Genomic DNA, 26991 nt, shown 5'->3' with positions numbered 1-26991 from the left:
CTCTCATGAAACGGACTTGATTGTATGCTTAGAATTGTTTTACTCACGGTGCTTATGTGGTCGTGCTTATTGCTTACCGGCCAGGCTACCTACCAACCCGGTTACCTCATCGATCACGGAGGCCTACGCCAGGAGATCGAATTGTATGATTTCGGCTGGGTGGACAATCCGACAAAGTTCAAGTACCGGACCGCCGCCGACGAGCTGCGCACCGGTGACGTGACTACGGTCGCGGAGTTCGGCCTTACCGACGGAAGCCTGCGTTACCTCACCGCTAAGGTGGAGATCGACTCTTCGCGCGATCACACCGCCGGCCTGGACCACCACCCGAAGCCCCAGTGGGTAACCGAACGGGTATTTCTGGAGTACGTCGTGGATGGTGAAGCGGACCTGTTCTACTGGGAAGCGGGTGACCGCAAACGCTACTTTTACCGGCTGGCATCGGATACGCCCGTGCAGCTCGTGGACCGTCGCTATCTTAAGGAACGCAAGATCATCACCCAGCACAACTACCGCGGACAGCTACAGTATGGAGTGCACTGCGCGGAAAGCAACAGTACCCTACATACGCTGAAGTATAAGCGGGATGACCTGACGGACTACTTTCAATCCTACAACGCTTGTACCGGATCCCCCTCGGTGACCTACCGGCCCGCGCCTACTTCCTCACCTCTGCGGGTTTGGCTCAGCGCGGGGCTAGGACTTTATACCGGCCCGACCCGACACCTCCTGGCCGGAAGCGACAAGCCGGTAGGAACGACTTACTCCCAATCGATCGGCCTTACGGTGGAGCGGATCCTTCCCCTGGCCAAACAGCGGTGGGCCGTCTACTTTGGCGCACACTACCAGCGGATTCACAGCAACTCCCTGGCTCCGCCTGCGGAAGCGACGGCCGTCCAACTACAGTTGATCAATGTGCCCTTCGGGTTTACGCGCTATATCCATTTGTCTACCCATTCCGCGGCCACTATTCGCGCGCTGGGTATGGTCCAGGCACCTCTCAACGGTGTGATCTATACCCGGGGGGGCGATACGTACACCCACACCCTCAAACCGCGGTGGAATTATCAGGTCGGCCTCGCCGCCGGCCTTCAGAAGCAGCGATGGTCCGCCGAAATTCAGGGCGGGCGGCAGTGGGATTTATTGCGGGAGTATGCCTACTTCGCTACCGCCTTCTGGGATGTGCGGGTGATGGTCATCTACCGCATCCGTTGATTGGGGCGAGGCGCATCATTTCGGCGGAAAAGCCCCCCGGTTTCCTCTCCAAATTCCGATGGAGCGAGCTATCTTCCGCGATAAACCACTACCCGTGACCCACACTCGCCGAACCGTTATCCGTACCGCCGCCGCCGTAGTTTCCTTCACCCTGATTCCGTCCTGGATGCGTGCGGGACTTCCGGGAAAGGGTAGCCCGAACGCCGACCTGCAAATCGGGGTCATCGGCTGCGGACGACAGGCCAACGGGCTCAGCGGCGTACTGTCGAAAATGGACGGGGTAAAGGTCGTTGCGGCCTGTGATGTACACGCGGCCCAACTAGGGTACTTCACTAATGCCCGACGGGAGGAGCACGCCGCCAGCGGGGCGGGAGCGGCTCCGGAGATCGCCACCTACGCCGATTACCGGGAGCTGATCGACCATTCCGGCTTGGACGCCGTACTGATCGCTACGCCCGATCACCAGCACGCGCCGATCTGTATTGCGGCACTTGAAAAGGGTCTTCACGTCTACTGCGAAAAGCCGCTGGCGCACACCATTGAGGAGGGGCGGGCCATGGTCGATGCGGTAAATACCAGCGGCAAGGTGCTCCAAACGGGTAGCATGCAACGCTCGATGTATAATTTCCGCCATGCCGTGAAGCTTATTCAGGCCGGAGAAATTGGTGAAATCCGTGAGGCCATTGTCAGCATCGGTCCGCCGCCAGTTCCCTTCGACCTGGAGGGGGAGAACGTGCCCGACGGTCTCGATTGGGCGTCCTGGATCGGGCCTACGGTAACGCGACCCTACCATCCCAGTCTGCTGCCGACCCGCGAAATGAATATTTGGGGCAAATGGCGCGATTACGCCGAGTTTGGTGGCGGCATGATCACCGACTGGGGAGCCCACATGTTCGACATCGTACAGTGGGCCCTCCAAAAAGACGACACGGGACCCACCCAGTTCTACGTGCCTACGGGCGATGCAAAAGAGGGGCTCACCTATTTTTACGACGACGGCGTGAAAGTCACCCACCGTCAGTTCGGACGTGGCAATGCGGTCCGCTTCGTGGGAAGTGAGGGAACCCTGGACGTAAGCCGGGGCATTTTGGATAGCAGCATCGAAGGCTTGATCGGCTTCGGCGACGGACCCCAGCGCATTCCCGGAGGTGCCAACCAAGCCCATTTTGCCGAATGGTTTGCCGCCATACGCGGTGAAGGAACGGTAAACTGCCCCGTCGAAACGGGTCACCGGACCGCATCGGTGTGTACCCTGGCTAACATCGCCTACCGTCTCGGAAAGCCGCTGGTCTGGGATCCGAAGACGGAGAGAATCACCAACAATCGCAGGGCAAATCGCTTGCTCGGTCCGTATTACCGGATGAGTCTGGGATAGGCAGTTTTCGCACGAATTTGTTGGTCACGCGACCCGGTATTTGATCCCCAACCGTTCGATCTCGTTGATGAACTCGGTATCCGCATCCACCATTCGCTTGAGGCTGTACATCTTCAGCTTTAGGTCGTCTTCGGCGTCGTAGAAGACCATCCGCAGCTTTTGCCGGCCCTGGTACTTCTGGCACAGTTCGTCGAGGGAGATGACGAGTTCGGTGCTGAGGTCGCGCAGGGGCAATTTTAGGATAATGGCTTCCGTCATTTCCCGACCGATGCCCTCCAGAAGTTTGACCTCGCTCACGCTAATTTCTACTTCGTCGCTGTTCCATTTAGGACGGTAGTTGGCCTTTACGAAAACGGCCTTGCCCTGGTTGAGGACGTGCTTATACTTCTCGTAATCTTCCCCGAAGAGTTTGAACTCGATCATTTCGTCGAAGTCGCTCAGTTCGAAGATTCCCCAGCCGTTGCCGTTCTTGCTCACCATGTGGCGGGCGCCGCTGATCATTCCGGCCAGTCGGAGGGTGATCTTGCCGTACTTCTGCGGGTCGAGCTCGCCCAGGGAGCAGGTGACGTAGTTGTCGATCTCGAGCTTGTAGCCGTCGAGCGGGTGACCGCTGACGTAAATGCCGGTCACCTCCTTTTCCCGCATCAGCTTTTCGGGCAAGTTCCACTCGCGCGCTTCCGGCGGGGAGGGTTCGTCGGGCAATACTTCCTCCTGCATCGCGCCGAAGAGCGACGAGGCTGCCGAAGCCAACTGACTCTGGTAAGCGTTGGCGTACTTCGTTACGTGCTCCAGGTAGCTGTCGTACTTCTCACTGGGCGCGAAATACTGGGCGCGGTGCACCGACGCGAAGCAGTCGAAGGCACCGGCATCGACCAGGGCTTCCAGTACCCGCTTGTTCACCGTGCCGGGCTCTACGCGCTGCATCAGGTGGAAGACCGATTGAAACGGGCCTTTCTCCGCCCGGGCGCGTAAAATCTCTTCTACTGGCCCCTCACCGACACCCCGGAGGGCCGTCATGCCGATGCGAATGGCGCCGGCCTTATTCACTGCAAACTCCGACTGGCTTTCGTTAATGTCGGGCCCGAGTACCGGTACGTTCATCCGCTTACATTCCTTGAGGAAGAAGGTCAGCTTGCCGATGTCCGACTTGTTGTGGGTCAGTACCGCCGACATATACTCGCCGGGGTAGTGGGCCTTCAGGTAGGCAGTCTGGTAAGCCACGAAGGCGTAGCAGGTGGAGTGCGATTTGTTGAAGGCGTAGGAGGCGAAGGCTTCCCAGTCCTTCCAGATCTTGCCGAGCTTGTCTTCGGGGTGGCCCTTGGCCTTTCCGCCCTCGATGAAGGTGGGGTACATCTTGTCGAGTACCGCCTTCTGCTTCTTACCCATGGCCTTGCGGAGCACGTCGGCCTGTCCGCGGGAGAATCCGGCGATCGACTGCGACAGCAGCATGATCTGCTCCTGGTAGACGTAAATACCGAAGGTCTCCTTCAGGTACTGTTCCTCCGCTTCGAGGGTGTACACGATCGGCTTGCGCCCGTGCTTTCGTTCGATGAATTCGGGGATGTACTCAAGGGGGCCGGGCCGGTACAGGGCGTTCATGGCGATCAAGTCGTCGAAGGTCGTCGGCTTGAGGTTCTTCATGTGCTTCTGCATCCCCCCCGACTCGTACTGGAAGATGCCGTTCGTCTCGCCCCGCTGGAAGAGCGCGTAGGTCAGTTCGTCGTCCAGTGGAATGGCATCGATGTCGATGTCGATGCCGTGGTTTTCCTTCACCATCACCAGCGCATCCTTGATGATGCTGAGTGTCTTTAGGCCGAGGAAGTCCATCTTCAACAGACCGGCGGTTTCCGCGACCGAGTTGTCGAACTGACTGATGTACATCCCCGTGTCCTTGTCCGCCGTTACGGGTACGTGGTCGGTCACCGGGGTAGGCGTGATCACTACGCCGCAGGCGTGTACGCCCGTGTTGCGGATGCTGCCCTCCAGCTTACCGGCCGTACGGATCATCTCACCGATCTGGTCGTCCTGTTCCGCCATCTGTCGAAAGCGGTAGGCCTTCTCCTTGTCGTCGCCGTTGAGCTTGCTCTTTAGCTTGGGGTGAATGTCTTTGGGCGCAAGCACGTCCCGGAGGGTGGCCCCCAGTTGGACGGGGAAGGATTTGGCTACCTTGTCCACTTCACCCAATGGTACGTCCATTACCCGGCCCACGTCACGCAGGGAGGAACGCGCCGCCATGGTGCCGTAGGTGATGATCTGCGCCACCTGTTGTTGGCCGTACTTATCGATCACGTAATCGATCACCTTCTGGCGGCCCACGTCGTCGAAGTCGATGTCAATATCGGGCATGGACACCCGCTCCGGATTCAGGAATCGCTCGAAGAGGAGGTCGTACTTAATGGGGTCGATGTTCGTAATTCCGGTACAGTAGGCCACCGCTGACCCCGCCGCCGAACCACGACCCGGGCCAACACTCACACCCATTTTCCGGGCAGCATCGGTAAAGTCCTGCACGATCAGGAAGTAGCCGGGGTAACCGGAGGCTTTAATGACTTCGAGCTCGAAATCCAGTCGCTCCGTGACCACCGCCGTCAGTTCTCCGTACCGCTTCTTGGCTCCCTCGTAGGTGAGGTGGCGCAGGTAGTCGTCCTGGGTCTTGAATCCGGCCGGCATCGGGAAGTTGGGCAGCAGTACGTCGCTGGTCAACTTCAGGTGCTCGATCTTGTCGTGGATCTCCATGGTGTTGGCCACGCTCTCCGGTACGTCCTGGAACAGCTGACCCATTTCGCGCTGCGACTTAAAGTAAAAATCGGAGCTCGGAAACTTGAAGCGGCTCATGTCTTCCATGAGGCTACCCGTATTCACGCACAGCAAAATGTCGTGGGGCAGGTAATCTTCTTCCTCTACGTAGTGGCTGTCGTTGGTGCAGATGACCTTGACGTTGTGCTTACGGGCCAGTCGCAGCAATTTCTGGTTGATGTCCTCCTGGCTCACGCCGAGGTTGTCGATGTTGTCCAGTCCCCGGTGACGCTGCAGCTCGATGTAGTAATCTTCGCCGAAGATGTCGAGCCACCACTTCAGGGCGGTCTCGGCCTCATCGTCCTTCCCCTGCATCAGTAACTGGGGAAGCTCCGCCCCGATGCAGCAACTGCTGGCGATCACCCCCTCACTGTACTGTGCGATGAGCGACTTATCGATGCGCGGATACTTACCGTACAGCCCTTCAATGTACCCGAGACTACACAGTTTAGCGAGGTTCTGGTACCCCTGCTTATTCTTAGCCAGCATGAGTTGGTGATACCGCTTGTCCCGCTCACCGTTGGCCCGACTAAACGCCTTCTTGTGCCGATCATCAACCAGGTAAAACTCGCACCCCACCATCGGCTTGATGCCCCGCTTATCGGCCTCGGCCACAAACTTGAACGCCCCGAACATATTTCCGTGATCGGTCAGCGCGACGCCCTTCTGCCCATCCGCCACCGCCTTGTCCATCATCACCCCGATCTCGGACGCTCCGTCGAGCAAGGAATACTGAGTGTGGCAATGTAAGTGGCAAAATTCGGGCATTTCGGTAGGACTTTTCGGCCCCGGCAAGGTACCCAGAAAACAAGGTTTTCAAACAAAAAGTTATCCACAGAATAGTCGGTTAGTGCATTAGTTAATTAGTTCGTTAGTCGATTGGCCACTTAGTGAATCCTAATTCCGTATGCCTTCCGTACTAAAAGCCTAACGAACTAACCGACCAACGAACTAACCCTCTACAACCCATCCTGCCTATCCAAAATATCCTCCAGCTTTTCGATGCGGTCGGGCTCACCGGTGAGGTAGTCGTCGAGGCGTTCGTGGATGAGGTCTACGGCTTCTTCGTCGGTGGGGTCGGCGGAGATGGTGGCGTATTCTTCTTCGTCGGAGAAGGCGGGTCGGAGGAATTCGAGGATAGCCTTTTGGATGCCGTTTTTACGGTTGGCGGGCTGGGCCAGGGCATTGAGGGTGGAGTGGATCAGGGTTTCTACCATGGGTGCATTGCTTTTAGTGCGTTCGTTGCTCCTGCGTTACCGCCCAATGCTCCCATATGTTTGGCGGGGACGCGGGTGCCAGGCAATTGGGGATGAGCGGGCTAAGTCGGGTTACCGCGGGAATGCTATCTTTCGCACCATGAAATTAATTCGCTTCCAACTACCCTCCGCGGCGCCGAAACCAGGCGTACAGCGCGCCGACGGCAGCCGCATCGACGTTTCCGGCTTCGGTGAAGACTACAACGAACATTTCTTCGGCACGGACGGCCCCCGCAGACTGGCCGAGTGGCTGACCGACCACGAGGAAAATTGTCCGCAAATAAGCGCCGAGGCCCGCCTGGTAGCGCCCTGTGCCCGGCCGTCGAAGATCGTGTGCGTAGGGATGAATTACGCCGCCCACGCCGCCGAGACCGGTGCGCAGCCGCCCACCGAACCGGTGATCTTTATGAAGGCTACTTCGGCGATCACGGGCCCCTACGATCCGATCGTTTTGCCGAAGGACAGCACGAAAACCGACTGGGAGGTCGAGCTGGCCGTCGTGATCGGTAAGCGTGCTAGCTACGTGACGGAGGAAGAAGCCATGGACCATGTGGTCGGCTACGTACTGCACAACGACGTGAGCGAACGCGCCTTCCAGATCGAGCGGGGCGGACAGTGGGTGAAGGGCAAAAGTGCCGATACCTTCGCGCCTCTCGGCCCCTGGATCGCGACGGCCGACGAAATTTCCGATCCGCACAGCCTGCGCCTGTGGCTGAAGGTGAACGACGAGAAGGTGCAGGACAGCACCACGGCCGACTTCATCTTCAATCTGCCGCAGTGCATCAGCTACATCAGCCGCTTCATGACCCTGCTGCCGGGTGACGTGATCAGTACCGGTACCCCCAGCGGCGTCGGGCTCGGCATGAAACCAAATCGCTTCCTGAAGGCCGGCGACGTGGTCGAACTGGGCATCGACGGACTCGGCACCTCCCGCCAGGAAGTGAAAGCATATCAGAAGAATTAATCATGAATAAGCAACGCATCACTCACCCACAGCGGAAGGAAGATTTTAGTACCGGCGCGTATTCCGACGGACTGATCGTCGGCGACCTGCTCTTCGTAAGTGGACAGACGCCGATGGATTTTTCCACTTCCACCTACGCCCTCGGCACCATCGAGGAGGAAACCCGGCAGGTACTTAATAACATCAAAGCCATCCTGGAAGCCGGTGGGGCGTCGATGGAGAACGTAGTGAAGAGCACCGTCCACCTGGCCGATAGCGACGACTTCGACCGCTTTAATGCGGTGTACGCCACTTACTTTACCGGTGTGCGGCCCGCCCGGACGACCGTACAGTCGGGACTCAAGAACGGCATCAAGGTCGAGATCGACGTGATCGCGAAACTCGACGTATCATGACCGTAGGGCTGGACGAACGCTACCGACTGGACGTACTGGATGAAGTCGACTCTCCGGCCCTGCTGGTCTTTCCGGAGGTCATCGCCCAGAACATCGACCGGGCGGTCGCCATGACGGATACCCCCCAGGGAAACTGCCTGCGGCCCCACATCAAAACGGTAAAGTGCCGCGAGATTGTCGATATGGCGCTGGCCCGGAACATCACGCGCTTCAAGTGCAGTACCGTAAGCGAGGGTGAAATGCTCGGCGCGGCGGGGGCGGCGGAAGTCTTACTCAGTTACCAGCTCTCGGCGGTGAAGGCGCGGCGGTGGCGGGAGTTGTGTAGCCTTTATCCGGCTACCGAATTTGCCAGCTTGATCGATAATGCGGTGACCGCGAGGATGCTTTCCGACCTGTTTTTCGCCCATCCACAATCCGTTTACATTGATGTCAACGTAGGCATGGACCGTACGGGCATCAGGCCTGCGGAGGTGATGCAACTGCTCGAACAGGTGGTAGCCCTATCCGGTATTCGGGTGCGCGGACTGCACGTCTACGACGGCCACATTCGGGATACGGAGACCGAAGTGCGGGAGGTGCGGACGGCGGCGGTCTACCGGGAAGTTGATGCATTGCGCAAAGAGGCGGGACCATTATTGGGAGATCTGGAATTGGTCATGGCCGGCTCTCCTACCTTTCCTTACTACATCGGTAAGCCGAATACGACGGTAAGTCCGGGCACCTTTTATCTATGGGATGCGGGCTACGGCAAGCAGTTTCCGGAGCTGCCCTTCGAGCCGGCTGCGCTTATTTTATCGCGCATCATTTCGATCATCGATGAGCACACCATTTGCTTTGACCTCGGGTCGAAGGCGGTGGCCGCCGATCCGCCCCAGCCGCGGGTGGTCTTTCCGAAGATCGACCACTACGAGATTCGGCTGCAGTCGGAGGAACACCTGGTGCTGACCGTGCCCGATAGCCGTAGGTACCGGGTGGGTCAGGCGTTTTATGCCATCCCGTGGCACGTGTGTCCTACCGTCAACCTGTACGAAGAATTGCTACCGGTCATTGACGGTAAGGTAGAAGAGCCCTGGTCGGTAGTGGCCCGCAACCGCAGAATCACCGTCTGATTAATGATCGTCGATGCCCACCTCGATCTGGCCACCAATGCCATGGCGTACAACCGGGATCTTACGCAGCCGGTCCACGCGATCCGGGAACGGGAGCGCGCCCTCGGCTGGACCGACCACCCCGATCGCGGTCGGGGCACCGTTGCGTTACCGGATCTTCGGCGGGGTGGGGTAGGGCTGGTGTTTGCCACCATGATTGCCCGGGTGCAGCCGCCGGATTCTAAACCCTCTACGGTACGCTTGCCCGGCTGGCATTCTCCCGCTCAGGCCTTCGCCGACGCCCGGCGGCAGCTGGCGTGGTACCGCCAGATGGAGGCGCAGGGAGAGATGGTGCAAATTAAAAACGCCACGGAGCTGACTGCCCACGTCAGCCGGTGGGGGCGTGAGGAAGATACCACCCAGCTGCCCGTGGGTTACGTGCTTGCCCTGGAGGGGGCCGATTCGATTGCCACGCTCGATCACCTCCACTGGTTTTATGAGCGGGGATTGCGGTCGATCGGGCCGGCGCACTTCGGTCCGGGCCGCTATGCCGCTGGTACCCACCACGACGGTAGCGGACTGACCTCGGCGGGCCGGGAGTTGCTGCGGGAGATGAACGACCTCGATATCCTGCTCGACCTGACTCACCTGACGGATCGGGGATTCTACGAAGCCCTGGATGTTTTTCACGGGCCGGTCATTGCCAGTCACCAAAATTGCCGTGCCCTGGTCGCCGGGGAGCGGCAGTTCAGCGACGATCAGCTCAAACGCGTCATCGAGCGGGGCGGCGTGATCGGTGGTGCCCTCGATGTGTGGATGCTGCAACCCGGCTTTGTCCGGGGAAAAGACGACCCGCATGTGTTGAAAATCGGGCTGGAAAAAATCATCGACCATTTCGAGCACATCTGTCAGCTGGCCGGTAATTGCGACCACATTGGCATCGGCAGCGACCTGGATGGCCTCTTTGGTACGGAGCAGTCGCCCTGTGACCTCGATACCATCGCCGATTTGCAGAAGCTTGGTCCCTTATTGGAGCGGCGGGGTTACTCTGTATCAGACCGGGAGAAGATCTTTTCGGGGAACTGGCTGCGGATGCTTGGTAAATTGTGACAGGACGAGCGAAGCGGTGAAGCCAATCGTCTTTGCTGCGGGAGCGGTCCGACGGCTTTAGCGGTGGGACCGCTTAAGCCGTCGGACGGGGTGACCCCGTCGGCGATTTCGAATTCCGGACGGGGTCACCCCGTCCGACCGCTAAACCCGTCCGACCGCTATACCCGTCCGACCGCTATACCCGTCCGACCGTACCTTGCGCCGATGAAACTTCCGATCCTCCACCAGGACGACCACCTCGTCGTAGTCGACAAGCCCGCCGACGTACTCACCGTACCCGATCGCCACGACCCCGAACTGCCGAACCTGAAGCATATGCTGGCCGAAAAGTACGGCCACATCATCCCCGTTCACCGCCTCGACCGGCCGACGACCGGGGTGCTGGTCTTCGCGCGTACCCCGGAGGCCCACCGGTCGCTGAGCATGCAGTTTGAGGCGCGGGACGTGGAGAAGGTGTACCTGGCCCTGGTCGACGGCACCCCCGACCCCGACGAGGCAACCATCGATGAACCCATCGCACCGCACCCCAGCAAGGTCGGACAAATGATGGTCACCAACCGCAACGGAAAATTCGCCCGCACCGACTACAAGGTGATGGAAACCTTCGGCCGCTTCAGCCTGGTCGGCGTCCAGATCTTTACGGGGCGCACCCACCAGATCCGCGTCCACCTGGCCTACATCGGCAACCCGCTCATCGTGGACCCCTTCTACGGCAAACGCACCGAGTTTATGCTCTCCGAGATAAAGGGCAGGCGCTACAACAAGGGCAAGCACGAGGTCGAGCGCCCCTTACTTTCCCGGGTACCCCTCCACGCTTCCCGCCTCGGCTTCACCCATCCGGTTACGGAAGAATGGCTGCACTTCGAAGCGGAACTGCCGAAGGACATGCGGGCCATGGTAAAGCAGTTGGGAAAACTGGGGTAGGAGAGCGACGTTTGGGCGGCGGAGCGCGGGATCAAGGTGGATGGGGGAGGAGCGAGCGAATCTGGTCGATTACGCTTTGCGGTAAACCACCGTCACCGCTAGTGCGGCATTCAAGCTGGCAAGCTTTTGTACCTGCTCCTCACTTAGCTCAAAGTTTCCCTGAAGACTCTCGGTCACCGTGACGTATAAAACGCGCTCGGTCACGCCCAGCTGCGTTAGGGTATCGTGAGCCCTGAGCAACTCATCAAGGTGTTGATCGATGGCTGCGTGTAGATGCGGAGCATTATCTATGACCGGCGACCAGTTGGCATTGTATTTATCTACGTTCTTGTACTTCGATATCTTTTTGATTTCGGGAAATCTCACCACCAGGTCGGGATTTAGCGCTTCGCCGATGAGTTTGGTGTAGAGGTGTGACATAGACTGATTGAAGTGTTTGGGGTGAGACGGTAATGAGCGCGGCCGGAGGCCGCTTTGTGCTAGCGCCCCGATAGCTATCGGGGAGGCAGCGTTGTACTGCGGCGGGGGCGGGTGCATCACTCCAGACTTTCCCTGGTCTTTTTGGGGAGTGAGGCCACCACCAGTGCGTAGCTGTGATCGATCAGCTCGGTCACCAGGCTATCGGGAAGCCCGCCTTGCTCGACGTACACCGTATTCCAGTGTTTCTTGTTCATGTGCCAGCCGGGAATGATGACGTCCGGGTAGCGGTCGCGCAGTTGCAGCGATCGTTCGGGGTCGCACTTGAGGTTGAGGCGGAAGTCGGTTTCGTCGAGGCCAGTAAGGGCAAACATTTTACCGGCTACCTTCATCACGAGGGTATCGGGTCCGAAAGGAAGGGTTTCGGTGACGCCTGGTTTGGCAAGGCAGTAGGTAAGAAACGTGTTAAGGTCCACCAACTAAAGGTAGGTTGCCGTTATCATACTTTGCGATTTTAACGATGTGTAATTGTCCGCCGGTCCGGGGCTATGTCGGTAATTGTTCCTGATCCGGGCGCCGCGCCCTCATATTATATAATCAATAGTTTATACCAATTTTTTGTCATTTCGTCAAGAAACCGACATCATCGGGTTTGTTAGCGTAACAAATATCGGGGAAGTAGGTAAATCGCTGTATTGCCACCCCTGATGCCACCCACCACCAACGTCGGATCGTCTATCTTTAGGCCCCTAGCCGCCGGTCGTTGACACCTAACCCAACATGAAAACCACCGTTTTTTTTGCTTTTGCCATACTTTTTTGCTCCTGCGTCCACGCCCAATTCAGTCTGACGGGCCACGTAGAGAATGCCGAAGGTGAAGCCATAGCCTACGCCAACGTGGCACTCTACTTAGCCAACGATTCCAGTCTGTTTAAGGCGGAAACGACGGACAACGACGGGGATTTCCGCATCAATAACCTACCCGATAATACCTACACCGTGGTCATCAGCTACCTGGGATCTGCCGATCTGAGGCGCGCCGGACTGGCCATCCACCAGGACCTGGACCTGGGCACACTGTCACTCACTGCGGGGGGAATCGACCTCAGTGGAGCTACCGTAACCGCCACCCGGACCCTGGTGGAAGTGAAGCCGGACCGCACCATCTTCAATGTCCAGGGCACGATCAACGCCGCCGGAAATGACGCCCTCGACCTCCTACGCAAGGCCCCCGGGGTAGACGTAGGCATCAACGACAACATCGGTGTCCTGGGCCGCAACGGTGTACTGCTGTACGTTGACGGCAAGCGCATCCCGCTCAGCGGAAGCGAGCTCAGCAGCTACCTCCGCAACCTGACGGCCGAGCGGGTGGACCGCATTGAGATCATCACCAGTCCGGGCGCGCGCTATGAGTCCGAAGGCAATGCCGGTATCATCGACATCCGGCTGAAGAAAGCGGAAAACGAGGGCACCAACGGTTCGCTTGCTGCCTCCGGAAGCCAGGGCCGCTATACGGTTTACTCCCTCACCGCCAGCGGCAACTACCGCAGTCGCCGCATGAATATTTTCGGGAGCGTCAATTACACATCGAACGACAGCTATACCGACAACGATTTCCGGAGTGCGCAGAACGGATTTTACCTCGTCGATGCGTTGCTGAGCCGTCCCTACACCCAGTCTCCCTCCCTGCGGGCGGGTGCTGATTTTTACCTCGGCAAGCGACACACCCTGGGGCTGCTCTTTACGGGCCAGTACCAGGACGGCCGGCGCCGGGTGGTCAACAGCACCGAAGTGTATACCCTTCGCCAGAATATGATCGCCAGTATTCGCCCCGACAGCATCCTGCGGGCCTCCGTGTACGACCGGGAAGACCACAATCAGAATACCTTCAACCTCAACTACAACTTCGCGATCGCGGACGGCCACGGCCTCAACGTCGATCTCGACTACGGCCGCTACCGCAACGACAACCTGATCGATCAGCCCAACCGCTACTTCAGTCCCGACGGCGAACTGCTCAGCGTCTCCGACAACTACTTCGACACCCCAATCGATATCGACATCTACACGGCACGGCTGGATTACAATTTTCCCGTAAGCTTCGGGGCGGCGAGCGCGGGAGCAAAGTTCACCCACGTAGGCACCAATAATGCCTTTCTCTTTTACGATGTGTTCGGCAGCGACCGGGAGTTCGTTTCCCCCAACAGCAACCGGTTCAGTTACATGGAGAACGTGGCCGCGGCCTACCTGGCCTTCACCGGTAACCTCAACGAAAACCTGAGCTACAACACCGGGCTGCGTATGGAGATGACCGACGCCACCGGGGAGCTGTTCCCGTTTGCGAACGTCGATCCGGAGACGCCGGTAGCCTTTCACTACCTCAGTCTGTTCCCTAATGCCGGACTGACCTACGCCTTTGCCTCGGGAAACACCCTTAGCCTGCGCTACGGCCGCCGGATCAACCGCCCGGACTACAACGTCCTTAACCCCTTCCGCGTACAGCTCAACGAACTGAGTTACGAGCGCGGCAACCCCTTCCTGCAGCCCGAGATCGCCAACAACCTGGAGCTGGCCTTTACCCTGGCTAAACGCTACAACTTCAAGGCGGCCTACAGCCGCACCACCGACCAGATCGCGCAGTTGTTCAACCCCGATCCCATCAACCCCCAGGCCGGCTTCATTACCTACGCTAACTTGGCGGAACAGGTCGTGTACAGCCTTAATGCCAGTGCTCCGGTGCAGGTGACGCCCTGGTGGCGCGCCTACACCAACGCTTCGGCCAGCTACATCAACAACCAAGCGGACTACGGCGAAGATGGGGTGGTCGACGTACAGCAGTTCAATTACCGGGCCGTGCTTCAGAACACCTTCACGCTGCCCGGTCAGTTCACCGCCGAGCTCACCGGACAGTACCTCGGACCGGGCATCTCGGGCGGTACCTTTAAGTACCAGGACCTTGGGGTGGTCAACGTCGGGCTCCAGCGCCGCTTTCTCGGCGATCAGCTCAGTGCCAAGCTTACGCTCAACGACATCTTCTACACGGCAATCATTCGGGGAGAGAGCGATTTCAACGGACTGTACACCCAGGGAGTCATTCGCCGGGACAGCCGCCGCGCGGGTCTCAGCCTCAGTTACGATTTCGGGAATCAGAAGGTGAGAAGTCGTCGCCGCGATACCGGACTGGACGAGGCCGCGGGTCGAGTAAAGTAAGCCAACGTCCGGGCAAATTCAGAACAGCAGGTCCTTCACTACCTCCGCGAATCCGCGGCTGGCCCGGACCAGTTCTCCGTTTGATAGCACCAGGTCGTACCCGTGCCCCTCCCGGTAAATTTCTACGATGGCGGAACGGTTGATGATCGTCGACCGGTGAATCCGTAAAAACTGGGCCGGGTCCAACCGCTGCTCGGTTTCCTTCAGACTGTACTGACTAAGGAAAGTGCGCTCCGGCGTCACGATCGTGGAGTAATCCCCTTCGGCCCGGATACATAGGATTTCGGCTACCGGAAGGGCGACGTACTTATTGGCCCGGGGTACCATGATGCGGTCGGGGTAGCGGGTGCTGTCGTCGCGCAGTTGCTGGGCGAGGCGGGCGACGTTCGGTTGCGCCGGCTGGCTACGTAGGGACAGGCGATTTACCGCCCGGGCGAAGCGGGATTTGGAGTACGGCTTGAGCAGATAATCCACCGCGTGGAGTTCAAAGGCTTCCAGTGCATACTGATCGTAGGCCGTCGTGAAGATGATCATGGGCAGTTCGTCCAGTCGGGCAAGTACTTCCAGTCCGGTCAATCCGGGCATTTGGATATCGAGGAAGATGATCTCCGGTTCGTGTTCCGCGATCAGCCTGAGGGCATCGACTCCATTGGCTGCCTCACCCACCACGATCAGTTCGGGAAAGTCACTCAGGTATTCCTGCAGCAGCTTGCGGGCGGGCGCTTCGTCGTCGATCACGAGAGCTTTGTGGAGCATGGGCAATGGGGATGGAGAACGTACAGGTGGTACCCCGACCGGGGGAACTGGAGATGATCAGATCGGCGTCAAACAGCAAAGCGAGCCGCCGCCGGGTATTCTGGATGCCGTAGCCGTAACTAACTTCCTCCAAAATAAAGCCCGCCCCGTCGTCGGTCACGGACAGGCTCAGTCGGTCGGACTCCATACGTGCAGTAATCCGGATGCTACCTCCCTCCATGAGGGGCAACAGCCCGTGGCGTACGGCATTTTCCACGAGCGGCTGCAGCAACAGCGGGGGCAGGAGGGCGTCATAAAGCTTGGGGTCCCCTACGCTAATTTCGTAGGTCAGGCGGTCGCCGAAGCGGGCCCGTTCGAGGGCCAGGTAGTCGGTCACGAATTGTAGCTCGGACCGTAGCGGCAGTTGGTTTTCCCGGTTGGCGCGCAGTTGGTAGCGAAACAGGTCGCTCAGCTGGGCGATCATATCGCGGGTGCGCTCCTGCCCCGGCCCCGTGGAGGCGCTGATGGTATTGAAGGCGTTGTAGAGGAAGTGGGGGTTGAGCTGGGCCTTCAGCGCGCTGAGTTCGCTGTGCAGGGCCATGCGCGAAGCCTCCGCCCGGGCAACCTCCGCTACCCGCAGGTCTTGATAGTACGTCCACGAGTGAAAGATGCCGAACTGCAGCACGTAAAACAGGGCGGGAATGTAGACGTCCCACCACTCCCCGGAACCAACCAAGTGGCCGCCGCCGAAGAAGGTATCGCAGAGCCAGTAGTAGGTCCACTGCCATCCCTTGACCCACACCGGTAGCAGGACCACGTTCAGCGCGACCTTGCTCAGCAGACTCCACCGGGCGAAGACCCGAAAGGTCAGGTACCACACCGGCAGGGTATAAAGGGCCTTTAGCGGATAATCGAGGTAGAGGATCCGGTAGCTCAGGGTGCCCCGGTATTCCGGCGGGGAGGAGTAATAAATGGCCAGCATGTAGAAGCCTCCGAAGACCAGATACAGTCCGGCCACCAGTAGTAATTCCCGCCACGGCCAATTGCGCCCGAAGTTCATGCCTACAATGATACGGTCTTCGGTGGGGACCGTGTCGGGGTGGTCCGACGAACAGCCAATTGAACGGGTCGAGCAACCATGCCCGCACTTAATCGTCCCTGAATTATACACTCATCTACCGCTGGTGGCCGTCCATCGAATGCTTTGTGCAGGCCGTAGACGGTAATTCTAATTTTGTGGTAATCAACGACTTGACCAACAATCGATCTATGAAATACCAACTTACCCTTGCACTTGCCCTTTTTCTTTGTACCTGCGTACCCGCCCAAATCAGTCTGCGCGGTCAGGTGCAGGATGCCGAAGGCGCCCCCGTCGGTTTTGCTAACGTGGCCCTGTACCTATCCGCCGATTCCAGTCTCGTGAAGGTGGAAACGACCGATGAATCCGGACTTTTTCGCATGGAGAATGTCCCGTCCGATACGTACGACCTGTCCGTCACTTTCCTCGGGGCCCCGGAACTGCGCCGGTCCGCGCTGTCGTTGAATGAGGACGCCGACTTTGGTATCCTAAAAATGGCTCCCGCCGCGGTGGAACTCGCCGAAGCGACCGTGACCGCCCGCCGCGCCCTGGTGGAGGTAAAGCCCGACCGGACCGTATTCAACGTAGAGGGCACCATCAATGCCGCGGGCAATACCGGCCTGGACCTACTCAGGAAAGCTCCCGGCGTAACCGTGGACAACAACGACAACATCAACGTACTGAGTCGCTCCGGCGTGCTGCTGTACGTCGACGGCCGCCGCCTGCCCCTTTCCGGCGACGCCCTCAGCAATTACCTGCGCAACCTGAATGCGGAGCAGATCGACCGCATCGACATCATCACCAATCCCGGTGCCCGCTACGAGGCTGAAGGCAACGCCGGCATCATCGACATCCGCCTGAAGAAGGCCGAGGATGAGGGGGCCAACGGCAGTGTCAGCCTGAACGGCAGCCAGGGACGCTACTTCCGGGGAAGCCTGGACGCCAACGGCAACTACCGCAACCGCTGGCTCAACGTCTTCGGCAATGCCGGCTACAACGACGGTTCGTACTACAATACGACGCTCCTCAACGCCTTCCAGAACGACCTGCGCATGGACGAATACATCCACGGCATCAGCAATTCCCACACGCTTTCCTACCGCCTGGGCGCCGATGTTTCGCTCCACGAAGACCATACGCTGGGCATTTTGGTGGGTGGGCGGTTTAACGACTCCCGGTCGCGAACCATCGACGACATCGACATCTACGACCAGGAAGCCGGTAGGGAAGTGTTCGACAGCACCCTGCGGGCGCGCGGCCTGCGCAACGGGAGCCGTAATCAGAGCACGGTCAACCTCAATTATCGCTACGTCATCGGCGAGGGGCAGACCCTGAACGTCGATCTCGACTACGGCCGCTTCCGCAACGACAACCTTGCCGACCAGTCCAACCGCTACTTCACCGCCAATGGATCGCCGCTCACCAGTCTTTACAACTACTTCGATACGCCGACCGACATTGATATCTATACGGCCCAGACCGACTACGAGCAGCCCCTCGCGGGCGGTACCCTGAGCGCCGGAGGTAAGTTCTCGCGGGTGCGCACCTACAATACCTTCCTCTTTTACGAAGTGGTACCCGATGCCGCGGGAGAGCGAATACTGGACGACCGCCGCAGCAACCAGTTCGACTACTCAGAGGACGTCTACGCCGCTTACGTGAGTTACAGCGGAAGTCTGGGCGAGCGCTGGAAGTACACCGCCGGCCTGCGCACCGAGATCACCGATGCCACCGGTTTGCTTTCTCCCTTCCGCGCCGATTTGCAGGAGCCTCCGGTCGAGATCGACTACGTCAGCCTGTTTCCGAACGCCGGCCTTACGTACAGCCTGAATGCTCAGGAGGGAAACACCATTAACCTCGCCTACGGTCGCCGCATCAACCGGCCGGACTACAACGTGCTCAACCCCTTCCGCCAGCAGATCAGTCAGCTGAGTTACGAGCGCGGCAATCCTTTCCTCAATCCCGAGATCGTGGACAATCTTGAACTCGGCTACACCCACAAGTACCGCTACAACTTCAAACTGGCGTACAGCAATACGGCAAATCAGATCACCCGCCTCATCGGGCCCGACGATGAGGATCCCCGAGCGGGCTTCGTGAGCTGGGACAACCTGGCTTCCCAGCAGGTCTACTCCTTCAACGCGAGCGTTCCGGCCCAGCTTACCGAAAAATGGAACCTCTACGTGAATGCTTCGGCGAGCCACATCAATAACCAGGCCGACTACGGCGACGGGGCCACGATTGACGTCCGGGTGTTTAGCTACAACTTCTACGTACAGAATACCATCAACCTGCCGGGCGATTTCACTGCGGAGATCGGCGGCTACTTCTCCGGTCCCGGCGTGTGGGGTGGCGTGTTCCGCTACAACGAACTGGGTGCACTGAACGTCGGTTTGCAGCGCAAATTCCTGAACGACCAGCTCAACGTGAAGCTCAGCGGCAACGATCTCTTCTACACTGCCGGCTGGGACGGCTACAGCGAATTCGACGGACTCTACAGTGAGGGCAGCGGGAACTGGGACAGCCGCCGGATCGCCCTGAGTCTCAGCTATTCCTTTGGCAACCAAAAGGTTAAAAGTCGCAAGCGGAATACGGGGCTGGAGGAAGCGGCGCGCCGGGTCGGGGGGTAGTGGCCCGTGGCGTACCTTGCCCGCCTAAAGATTCAGCCATGGTATCAATCATTATGGGCTCCGATTCCGACCTTCCGGTGATGCGGGAAGCCGCCGAAGTGCTTACCGATTTCGGGATCGAAGTGGAAGTGACCGTCGTCTCCGCACACCGTACCCCAGACCGGCTCTATGCGTATGCCAAGGGGGCGGCGGCGCGCGGGGTGCAAGTGATCGTGGCGGGAGCAGGCGGCGCGGCACACCTTCCCGGCATGGTGGCCAGCCTGACTCCACTGCCCGTGATCGGGGTACCCATCAAAAGCCGCAACAGCATCGACGGCTGGGACTCCGTACTCTCCATCCTCCAGATGCCGGGGGGCATTCCCGTCGCTACCGTAGCGCTCGACGGGGCCAAAAACGCCGGCCTCCTTGCCGCGCGCATTCTCGGGGCCCAGGACGAGGACATTCGCCGGAAGATGGCGGATTACCAGGAGCAGCTGCGGGCCGCGGTGGAGGTGAAATATAATCGGCTGGAGCGGGAGGGTTGGCAGTAGGGTTGGTGGCCTGCACGCCGGGCGGTTAGTACCTTTGCCCCTTCAATTATTTATACCCATGTCCAGCCCTTCTCACACCGCCGATAACTTCATTGAGGAATCCATCATTGAGGACCTCAACAACGGCAAGCACGGCGGTCGTATCCATACCCGCTTCCCTCCCGAGCCGAACGGCTACCTGCACATCGGCCACGCTAAGGCGATCGTGATCAATTTCGAGACGGCCAAGAAATTTGGTGGGAGGACCAACCTGCGCATGGACGACACCAATCCGAGTACCGAGGAGACGCAATTCGTCGACAACATCCAGCACGACATCCGTTGGCTCGGCTACGAATGGGAGGGAGAAACCCGGTATGCCTCCGACTATTTTGAAGAGTTGTACCAGCTTGCCCTCAAACTGATCGACAAGGGGCTGGCCTACGTAGACGAGTCGACTGCCACGGAGATCGAAGCCCAGAAGGGAGACATCGGCGTACCGGGCACCAATAGCCCCTACCGTGATCGCAGTCCGGCGGAAAACCGCGACCTGTTCGAGCGCATGCGCGCGGGCGAATTTCCGGACGGTAGCCGGGTCCTGCGGGCAAAAATTGATATGGCGCACCCGAATCTGCTGCTGCGCGACCCCGTCCTCTACCGCATCAAGCACGAGGCACACCACCGCACGGGCGAAGACTGGTGCATCTATCCCCTCTACGACTTTGCCCACGGGCAGAGCGACTCCATCGAGAAAATCACTCACTCGCTGTGCAGCCTGGAGTTTCGCCACCACCGCGATCTGTACAACTGGCTGATCGAGGCGCTGGAAATCTTCCCCAGTCGGCAGATCGAGTTTGCCCGGATGAACGTCGACTACTTCATCACCTCCAAGCGTAAATTGAAGTTGCTGATTGAGGAGGGCGTGGTAAGCGGCTGGGACGATGCCCGTATGAGCACCCTGGCCGGGCTACGCCGAAAGGGATACCCCCCTGAGGCCATCCGCAACTTCTGCATGGACACCGGCGTCACCCGCCGCGATAGTCAGCAAACCCTTGATCTCCTGGAATTTAAGGTGCGGGAGGTGATGAACCGGAATGCCGATCGCTACATGGCCGTGCTCGATCCCGTCAAGCTCGTAATTACGAACTATCCCGAGGGGCAAACCGAACTGCTCGAGACGGAGAACAATCCCGAAGACGAAAGCCACGGAACGCGCCAGCTGCCGTTCAGCAGAGAACTCTACGTAGAGCGGGAAGACTACCGCAAGGAGCCCCAGAATCGGAAGTACTACCGTCTGGCCCCCGGAAAGGACGTGCGCCTTAAGAGCGCGTATATCATCCTCTGTGAAGGTCACGAGGAAGACGACGAAGGCAACGTCACCCAGATCAACTGTACCTATTACCCCGAATCGAAATCGGGGGAAGACACCAGCGGCGTGAAGGCGAAGGGTACCCTACACTGGGTTAGTGCCCCGGCGGCCGTCGACATCGAAGTTAGGATGTACCAGCCCCTCTTTACCGACCCGACGCCCATGGACCACGAGGGGAAGGATTTCATGGAGTTCATTAATCCGGAAAGCCTGCAAGTAATTACGGCAAAGGGGGAACCGGCACTCGCGGAGGCTGAAGTGGGGGAGAGCTTTCAATTTTTAAGGCAAGGCTACTTTACGGTAGACCCGGATACGGCTGCGGGCAAGCCGGTCTTTAACCTCACGGTGGGGCTAAAATCCGGATTTAAGGGCTAACCCCCCGCCTTTTTGGTATTGCGGTAGCCCATCTCGAGCAACAGCTCCATGACCCGATCGCGCTGGTCGCCCTGGATGATGATTTCTCCGTCCTTAACGGAGCCGCCGACTCCGCAGCTCACCTTTAGGGTTTTGCCGAGTTGTTGGAGGGCATCTTCACTGCCCGTAAACCCCTTGATCAGCGTGGCGGCCTTGCCCCGGCGGTACTTGCGGTCAACGTAAACCCGCAGGGCATCCGACTGCATTTCCTCCGGTGCACCTTCTTCGCCTTCTGCCCGAGTGGGAAGATCGGCGGGCGGCGGCGGGAGGTTATTGAGATTAGTGAGGGCGGCGAAGGGATTGTCCTGCGCGGCGGGGGAGTTGTAGTTCTTCTTTGCTTTAGCCATGCGTTGGGTTAGGAATGGGCTGAATGAAGGAAAAAGAGCCGGTCGGAAAGAGGCTTCCGCGGTGACACGTCGGGCACTTCAGGGAAAAGATGCTGTAAAATTTACGGGTCATTGGGATGCTTTGTTGACGCTGGGGGATAAACCTCATGATCGCGGTATACAGCACTAAAATTTGCGCCTTAAGCACACGGGGTAACTTTCCGGGAATACTAAGACCTTACATAGGTGGACCGTTTAAAGTTTCATATATTAGGACTTGGAAACGGAGGCTGAAAATCAAAATTACACGTCCTGAAAAGGTAAGTTAGAATGCGTCAGTTAAAAATTAGCAATAAGATCACCAGCCGCGAGAGCATCGCGCTGGAGAAGTACCTGACGGATATAGGTAAGATAGACCTACTGACGCCCGAGGATGAGGCAAGCCTTGCCGCCCGTATCCGGGAGGGAGATCAGTTGGCCCTCGAACGCCTTACCAAAGCCAACCTGCGGTTCGTGGTCTCGGTAGCCAAGCAGTACCAAAACCAGGGGCTCAGTCTATCCGACCTCATCAACGAAGGAAACGTAGGACTCATCAAAGCGGCGAAACGCTTTGATGAGACGCGTGGCTTCAAGTTCATCTCTTACGCCGTCTGGTGGATCCGTCAGAGCATCATGCAGGCGATCGTAGAATACAGCCGCCTGGTACGGATGCCCAATAACAAGGCGGCCGGATACACGAAAGTTACCCAGGCCATCGCCAGTTTTCAGCAAGAGTTCGAACGCGACCCCGAGCCCGACGAGCTCGCCGAAGTACTGCAGATATCCGTCGCCGACGTGGAACGCGCCATGCGTGGTCGGATGCGCCACTTATCCTTTGACGCCCCGGTAGCCGGGGATGATTCTGACATCACCATGCTCGATACCTTGCCTAACGACGCGGACTCCGACCCCGACCTTAAAGTCATGGGCGAATCCCTGAGCAAGGAAGTCGTCGCAAACCTCAATCTCCTGGCACCTCGGGAACGCGCGGTACTGGCCGCCTACTTCGGGCTCGATGGCGAAGAACAACTGAATCTAGAGGAAATCGGTGATCGCTTCGACCTTACCCGCGAGCGCGTACGACAGATCAAGGAGCGCGCGATCCGCCGGCTCCGCCGGAGCCGCAACAAAAACCTGTTGCGCAGCTACCTCGGTTAAGCTAGTGCTTCACGATCCGGAAGCCGATCCCCGTTACATCCGAAAGGGTTTCATCCCGCGAAAATTGGGTTACGACCAAGCGGTGATTTCCCAAATCAGTAAACTTAGTTCCTTGCTGTAGCGCAATGTCGGTGGTGCACGCTTCCCCCTCGCATTCGCCTTGCCATTCACCAAAGGTATTGGCAAGTTGCAGCGATAAGGGCTGGGATAGCACCCGGCCATTGGGGAGGTGAGTGCGGAGGTTGACGTAAAAGTTCTGGTAGGGAAAGTCGGTCGTGTGATCGATCGACAGCACCAAATCGAATCGGCCACTTGTGTCCGTAACCGGAAATTCGAAGTTTACGCTATCGGCGTATGCCCAGCCCGTGTCGTCGAAATCCTCGTGACCTCGAAAGGTAATTTCCGGACCACCGCAGGCGGTAAGCAGGGCCACCACCAGGACAAGTGCAGACCACGCGCGGATCAAGAGAAGTACTCCTTCATGCGCTCGAAGAAGCCCTTATCCCCCTTCTCCAGTTTGGGATCGAAGTTCTCCATATCGCGCATGCGTTCGAGCAGTTCAGTTTCCTCGCGGGAAAGTTTTTTGGGCGTCCAGATGTTGACGTGGATCAGCTGATCGCCGCGCCCGTGGCTCTGCAGTGCCGGCAGACCCTTGCCGCGGAGGCGGAAGATCTTCCCGGATTGGGTGCCCGGCGGAACTTTGATTTTCACCCGGCCCGCAATGGTGGGCACCTCGACCGAGGTACCGAGTGCGGCATCGGCAAAGTTGAGGTACAGATCAAAGATCAGTTTCTGACCGTCGCGCTGAAGCTCGTCGTGGGCTTTTTCCTGAATGTTAATGAGCAGATCGCCGGGGGGGCCACCGCGGCGGCCGGCATTACCCTTACCGCGCATGCTGAGTTGCATTCCTTCCTCGACACCGGCGGGGATGTTTACCTCGATGGTATCCTCACCGTATACCCGGCCGTCGCCCTTACAGTTGTTACAGGTAGCCTTGATCTGGGTGCCGGTACCCGAACAGGTCGGGCAGGTGGTGGTCGTGGCCATCTGCCCGATAAAGGTGGAACGGACCTGGCGCACGACGCCGGCTCCGTTGCAGGTGCGACACGTTTCTACGCTGCTCGCATCCTTGGCCCCGCTTCCGTCACATACGTCACAGACTCTCTGGCGCTTGACCTTGATGCGTTTCGTGACGCCCTCCGCAATCTCTTCGAGGGTGAGGGGGACTTTGATTCGCAGGTTGGAGCCGCGCTCTCCCCGGGCCTGGCGTCGGGCGCCCCCCCCTCCGGCTCCACCGAAGAAGGAGCCAAAGCCACCACCGCCGTCGCCGAACATGTCGCCGAACTGGGACATAATGTCTTCCATGGTCATGCCGCCCGGGCCACCGCCGAAACCGCCCTGGCCGTTCACGCCGGCGTGGCCGAAGCGATCGTAGCGTGCGCGCTTGTCGCCGTCGTTGAGTACGTCGTAAGCTTCGGCAGCCTCCTTGAATTTTTCCTCCGCGGCCGCATCGTTGGGGTTGCGGTCGGGATGGTACTTCATGGCCAGCTTGCGGTAGGCCTTCTTGAGGGTGTCGGAATCGGCGTCCTTGGAAACCCCGAGTATTTCGTAATAATCTCTTGCCATTAGGCTATGCTTGTTTTTGTTGGGCGTTGCTCCCGCTTACCTGCCCACTACCACCTTTGCGTGGCGAATGATGCGACCGTTGAGGGTGTAGCCGCGCTCGATGGTATCGACGACCCGTCCCTTCATTTCGGGATTGGGAATCTCCGTTACCGCTTCAAATAGATCGGGGTTGTATTCTTCACCGGTGCTTTCCATCGGCTTAAGTCCCTGCGAAGCAAGGGCTTGCTGCATCTTCTTGTGCACCAGTCCGATGCCGTTGTTCCATACTTCCGCAGCTGCCTCATCCTGGGCGGCCAGCTGGGCGGCGCGGTCAAAATCATCGAGGACGGGCAGCAGGGCCTGCATGGTTTTGTTGCCGGCAGTTTCCATCATCTGGAGTCGTTCGCGCTGGGTTCGCCGCTTGTAATTATCGAACTCGGCGTACAGCCGCAGATACCGGTCCTCTTTTTCCTGCAGCCGCTGCCGCAATTCCGAGACATCTACCGTTTCCGGCAGGTCTTCTTGGAGGTCATCGTCTGATTTGAGATCCTGGTCAAGTACGTGCTCTTCGGGCGACGCCTCGCTGCGGTCCAGCATTTCATCGTCCACGATGGGTTGATCGGGGTTCTTCTTACTCATTTTCTTAAATAGTTTAAACACCCCTGACTGGGGCAAATGTAGGGCCACGACGAGATTGCGGAAACTTTGTCAGGTCAAATCGCTCATTACTGCCACGCCCGGGAGATTACCGGCTCTTTCCCTCACGCAGTTCGAAGTTGAACCCTTCCTGGGTAAGCTCCTGATACCGTTGTTCGTCGAAACGGTACAGTCGGGCCGGGCGGTGGGCCACCCCCTCCTGCATGCGTTCGAGATCGACCAGCAACTGCATGGACAGGATCTTTTTGCGGAAATTGCGTTTCTCCAGGCGGGTTTCCCAGATGGCCTCGTAGAGGTGCTGTAAGTCAGTGAGGGTAAACTCAGGGGGAAGTAGCTCGAAGCCCACCGGCCGGGTACGAATGCTTCGTTTCAGCTTTTCGGTGGCTGTTCCCACGATCTCGTTGTGATCGAAGGCCAAATCGGGTAGCGCACTCAGGTCGTGCCAGCGCACGTCGCGGGATAGCCCGTCGGCCCGGGGCGTAAAGTCGGCGATCTTCACCAGGCTATAGTAAGCTACCGTGATGACTCGACCGAAGTCGTGCCGTCCCGGCGAGCCGAAGGTCTGCAACTGTTCCAGGTAAACGTTTTCGAGGCCGGTCGTCTCCCGGAGGGTTCTCTGGGCGGCTTCATCCAGGTCTTCATCCTGGCGGACAAAGTAGCCCGGCAGGGCCCAGTAATCGTCGAAGGGGGCCTCACTGCGACGAATCAGCAGGATCTTCAGCGCTCCTTCATCGAAACCGAAGATGACGCTATCGACGGTGAACGCGGACTTGAAGTAGTTGTCAAAACGTGTTTCTGGGTGCACTAAACGGGCTTTCGGCAAAGATAGCAGCCCAGGTGGTTTAGCGTAGGATATCGCTTACGTATATTGGGATTCACCTTCCGTACTACCTCCGCCGTGCAATCACCGTATTCACTGAACCACCGCATCGTTCCCCTTTTTTTGCTGCTGCTTTTGTGTGCCGGTGAGCTGACTGCACAACCGGATACCCTGTCACCACCCGACGTGCAGGAGCTGGTACGTACTTACATAGAAAACATCGGGGGGGTGGAGGCCTGGCAATCCGTCCGGGCCATCAGGATGGGGGGCACCGCCTCCCTTCAGGGGCTCGATTTTCCCCTAACCATCACCACCGCAGTAGGAAACAAGCAGCGCATAGAAATTGATATTCCGGACAGTCCTATGGTGCAGGCGTTTGACGGCGAAGTGGCCTGGATGATCTTCCCCATGCAGGGCATCACCGAACCCAGGAGGATGACCGTCGAAGAGTCGCAGGCTCTCCGCGATACTCCCTTCCCCAGTGAATTCTTCAACAGCGCCGCAAGGGGGTATACCCTCGCGGCCGTCGCGGGAAGAACCGTAAACGGTTCGCCAACCTATGGCCTGCGCGTAACCAACCGGGCCGGCTACGACTACACGTACTACTTTGACCCCCAGCGTATGTTGCCGGTCATGAAGGCCACTACCGTAAACGCCGAGTCAGCTGCCGGGGCGGCAATCGAAACGTATCTGAGCGACTACCGCAGCTTCGAAGGCCTTCTTCTGCCCCTCCACATCAGGGAAGAAATAGGCGGCCGGGAGACCATGACCATTACCATCTCCGAAGTCGAAATAAACCCCGAGCTCGCGGAGGACTTTTTTTCCATCCCCCGCTAGACCCGCGCGCCTGGTTAGGCGTAGGGCGGGTGCGCCCAGATAGTCACCGGGGCGAAAAATGAGA

The 26991-nt window shown here is 58.7% G+C and carries 24 protein-coding genes; 13 read left to right on the top strand and 11 right to left on the bottom strand.

Annotated elements, in window-relative coordinates; all coding sequences use genetic code 11:
• Positions 1–54 precede the first annotated feature (54 nt).
• The gene (locus GGR28_RS06410; protein WP_183494914.1) at positions 55–1215 is read left to right on the top strand and encodes a hypothetical protein; all 1161 of its coding nucleotides are present in this window, start codon (positions 55–57) and stop codon (positions 1213–1215) included.
• Positions 1216–1309: 94 nt separating this feature from the next.
• Positions 1310–2590, top strand: a complete 1281-nt coding sequence (locus tag GGR28_RS06405; RefSeq protein ID WP_183494913.1) for a Gfo/Idh/MocA family protein — start codon at positions 1310–1312, stop codon at positions 2588–2590.
• Positions 2591–2614: 24 nt separating this feature from the next.
• Here GGR28_RS06405 and dnaE read toward each other — a convergent pair whose 3' ends face one another.
• Both dnaE and GGR28_RS06395 read right to left on the bottom strand, forming a co-directional pair.
• Positions 2615–6154: a DNA polymerase III subunit alpha gene (dnaE, locus tag GGR28_RS06400; protein ID WP_183494912.1), complete on the bottom strand. Its 3540-nt coding sequence runs from the start codon at positions 6152–6154 to the stop codon at positions 2615–2617.
• A 191-nt stretch (positions 6155–6345) separates the two neighbouring features.
• Positions 6346–6603: a hypothetical protein gene (locus tag GGR28_RS06395; RefSeq protein ID WP_183494911.1), complete on the bottom strand. Its 258-nt coding sequence runs from the start codon at positions 6601–6603 to the stop codon at positions 6346–6348.
• Positions 6604–6742: 139 nt separating this feature from the next.
• Here GGR28_RS06395 and GGR28_RS06390 point away from each other — a divergent pair, with 139 nt between their 5' ends.
• From GGR28_RS06390 to GGR28_RS06370, 5 genes are all read left to right on the top strand, one after another.
• Positions 6743–7606, top strand: coding sequence for a fumarylacetoacetate hydrolase family protein (locus GGR28_RS06390; protein WP_183494910.1), 864 nt, complete (start codon positions 6743–6745; stop codon positions 7604–7606).
• 2 nt (positions 7607–7608) lie between these two features.
• Positions 7609–8001: a RidA family protein gene (locus GGR28_RS06385; RefSeq protein ID WP_183494909.1), complete on the top strand. Its 393-nt coding sequence runs from the start codon at positions 7609–7611 to the stop codon at positions 7999–8001.
• The gene (locus tag GGR28_RS06380; protein ID WP_183494908.1) at positions 7998–9110 is read left to right on the top strand and encodes an alanine racemase; all 1113 of its coding nucleotides are present in this window, start codon (positions 7998–8000) and stop codon (positions 9108–9110) included. Before GGR28_RS06385 ends, GGR28_RS06380 begins: the two co-directional genes overlap by 4 nt.
• Positions 9111–9113: 3 nt before the next feature.
• The gene (locus tag GGR28_RS06375; RefSeq protein ID WP_183494907.1) at positions 9114–10199 is read left to right on the top strand and encodes a dipeptidase; all 1086 of its coding nucleotides are present in this window, start codon (positions 9114–9116) and stop codon (positions 10197–10199) included.
• Positions 10200–10403: 204 nt separating this feature from the next.
• Positions 10404–11123 (top strand): RluA family pseudouridine synthase, encoded by a 720-nt coding sequence (locus tag GGR28_RS06370; RefSeq protein WP_183494906.1) that lies wholly within the window; start codon positions 10404–10406, stop codon positions 11121–11123.
• A 69-nt stretch (positions 11124–11192) separates the two neighbouring features.
• On the opposite strand, the gene GGR28_RS06365 is transcribed toward GGR28_RS06370, so the two are convergent.
• Entirely contained in the window at positions 11193–11543 is a 351-nt protein-coding gene (locus GGR28_RS06365) for a hypothetical protein (RefSeq protein WP_183494905.1), read from the bottom strand.
• Positions 11544–11659: 116 nt separating this feature from the next.
• The gene (locus tag GGR28_RS06360; protein WP_183494904.1) at positions 11660–12016 is read right to left on the bottom strand and encodes an MmcQ/YjbR family DNA-binding protein; all 357 of its coding nucleotides are present in this window, start codon (positions 12014–12016) and stop codon (positions 11660–11662) included.
• Between the two features lie 304 nt (positions 12017–12320).
• Between GGR28_RS06360 and GGR28_RS06355 the strand changes: the two genes are divergently transcribed.
• Entirely contained in the window at positions 12321–14750 is a 2430-nt protein-coding gene (locus tag GGR28_RS06355; RefSeq protein WP_183494903.1) for a TonB-dependent receptor domain-containing protein, read from the top strand.
• 18 nt (positions 14751–14768) lie between these two features.
• Here the strand turns inward: GGR28_RS06355 and GGR28_RS06350 are convergent, their stop codons facing one another.
• Both GGR28_RS06350 and GGR28_RS06345 read right to left on the bottom strand, forming a co-directional pair.
• A complete protein-coding gene (locus tag GGR28_RS06350; RefSeq protein ID WP_183494902.1) occupies positions 14769–15506 on the bottom strand; it encodes a LytR/AlgR family response regulator transcription factor in 738 nt (245 codons plus the stop codon).
• Positions 15436–16545 carry a sensor histidine kinase gene (locus GGR28_RS06345; protein WP_183494901.1) on the bottom strand — a complete coding sequence of 370 codons (1110 nt, stop codon included), beginning with the start codon at positions 16543–16545 and terminating at the stop codon, positions 15436–15438. The genes GGR28_RS06350 and GGR28_RS06345 overlap by 71 nt, the downstream gene beginning before the upstream one ends.
• Positions 16546–16754: 209 nt before the next feature.
• On the opposite strand from GGR28_RS06345, the gene GGR28_RS06340 reads away from it, so the two are divergent.
• Genes GGR28_RS06340 through GGR28_RS06330 form a run of 3 tightly spaced genes read left to right on the top strand, consistent with a single transcriptional unit; the run spans position 16755 to position 21446 of the window.
• Complete coding sequence (locus GGR28_RS06340) at positions 16755–19193, top strand: TonB-dependent receptor domain-containing protein (RefSeq protein WP_183494900.1); 2439 nt, start codon at positions 16755–16757, stop codon at positions 19191–19193.
• A 38-nt stretch (positions 19194–19231) separates the two neighbouring features.
• Positions 19232–19723: a 5-(carboxyamino)imidazole ribonucleotide mutase gene (gene purE, locus GGR28_RS06335; protein ID WP_183494899.1), complete on the top strand. Its 492-nt coding sequence runs from the start codon at positions 19232–19234 to the stop codon at positions 19721–19723.
• 58 nt (positions 19724–19781) lie between these two features.
• On the top strand, positions 19782–21446 hold the full coding sequence (locus GGR28_RS06330) for a glutamine--tRNA ligase/YqeY domain fusion protein (RefSeq protein ID WP_183494898.1): 1665 nt from the start codon (positions 19782–19784) through the stop codon (positions 21444–21446).
• On the opposite strand, the gene GGR28_RS19020 is transcribed toward GGR28_RS06330, so the two are convergent.
• On the bottom strand, positions 21443–21832 hold the full coding sequence (locus tag GGR28_RS19020) for a translation initiation factor (protein WP_246416374.1): 390 nt from the start codon (positions 21830–21832) through the stop codon (positions 21443–21445). The two genes, GGR28_RS06330 and GGR28_RS19020, sit on opposite strands and share 4 nt — an antisense overlap.
• A gap of 309 nt (positions 21833–22141) precedes the next feature.
• Here GGR28_RS19020 and GGR28_RS06320 point away from each other — a divergent pair, with 309 nt between their 5' ends.
• Positions 22142–23008: a sigma-70 family RNA polymerase sigma factor gene (locus GGR28_RS06320; RefSeq protein ID WP_183494897.1), complete on the top strand. Its 867-nt coding sequence runs from the start codon at positions 22142–22144 to the stop codon at positions 23006–23008.
• Position 23009: 1 nt separating this feature from the next.
• Here the strand turns inward: GGR28_RS06320 and GGR28_RS06315 are convergent, their stop codons facing one another.
• The 4 genes from GGR28_RS06315 to GGR28_RS06300 all read right to left on the bottom strand — a co-directional run bounded on the left by GGR28_RS06315 (position 23010) and on the right by GGR28_RS06300 (position 26075).
• Entirely contained in the window at positions 23010–23474 is a 465-nt protein-coding gene (locus GGR28_RS06315; RefSeq protein WP_183494896.1) for a gliding motility lipoprotein GldH, read from the bottom strand.
• Positions 23471–24634: a molecular chaperone DnaJ gene (dnaJ, locus tag GGR28_RS06310; protein WP_183494895.1), complete on the bottom strand. Its 1164-nt coding sequence runs from the start codon at positions 24632–24634 to the stop codon at positions 23471–23473. The genes GGR28_RS06315 and dnaJ overlap by 4 nt, the downstream gene beginning before the upstream one ends.
• A gap of 36 nt (positions 24635–24670) precedes the next feature.
• On the bottom strand, positions 24671–25252 hold the full coding sequence (locus GGR28_RS06305) for a nucleotide exchange factor GrpE (RefSeq protein ID WP_246416372.1): 582 nt from the start codon (positions 25250–25252) through the stop codon (positions 24671–24673).
• A gap of 106 nt (positions 25253–25358) precedes the next feature.
• On the bottom strand, positions 25359–26075 hold the full coding sequence (locus GGR28_RS06300) for an NUDIX hydrolase (RefSeq protein WP_183494894.1): 717 nt from the start codon (positions 26073–26075) through the stop codon (positions 25359–25361).
• A gap of 93 nt (positions 26076–26168) precedes the next feature.
• On the opposite strand from GGR28_RS06300, the gene GGR28_RS06295 reads away from it, so the two are divergent.
• Positions 26169–26927, top strand: a complete 759-nt coding sequence (locus GGR28_RS06295; RefSeq protein WP_183494893.1) for a hypothetical protein — start codon at positions 26169–26171, stop codon at positions 26925–26927.
• The last annotated feature ends 64 nt before the right edge of the window (positions 26928–26991 follow it).

The organism is Neolewinella aquimaris, from assembly GCF_014197245.1.
Classification (GTDB): Bacteria; Bacteroidota; Bacteroidia; order Chitinophagales; family Saprospiraceae; genus Neolewinella; species Neolewinella aquimaris.
This window is presented reverse-complemented; position numbering and strand designations above follow the sequence as displayed.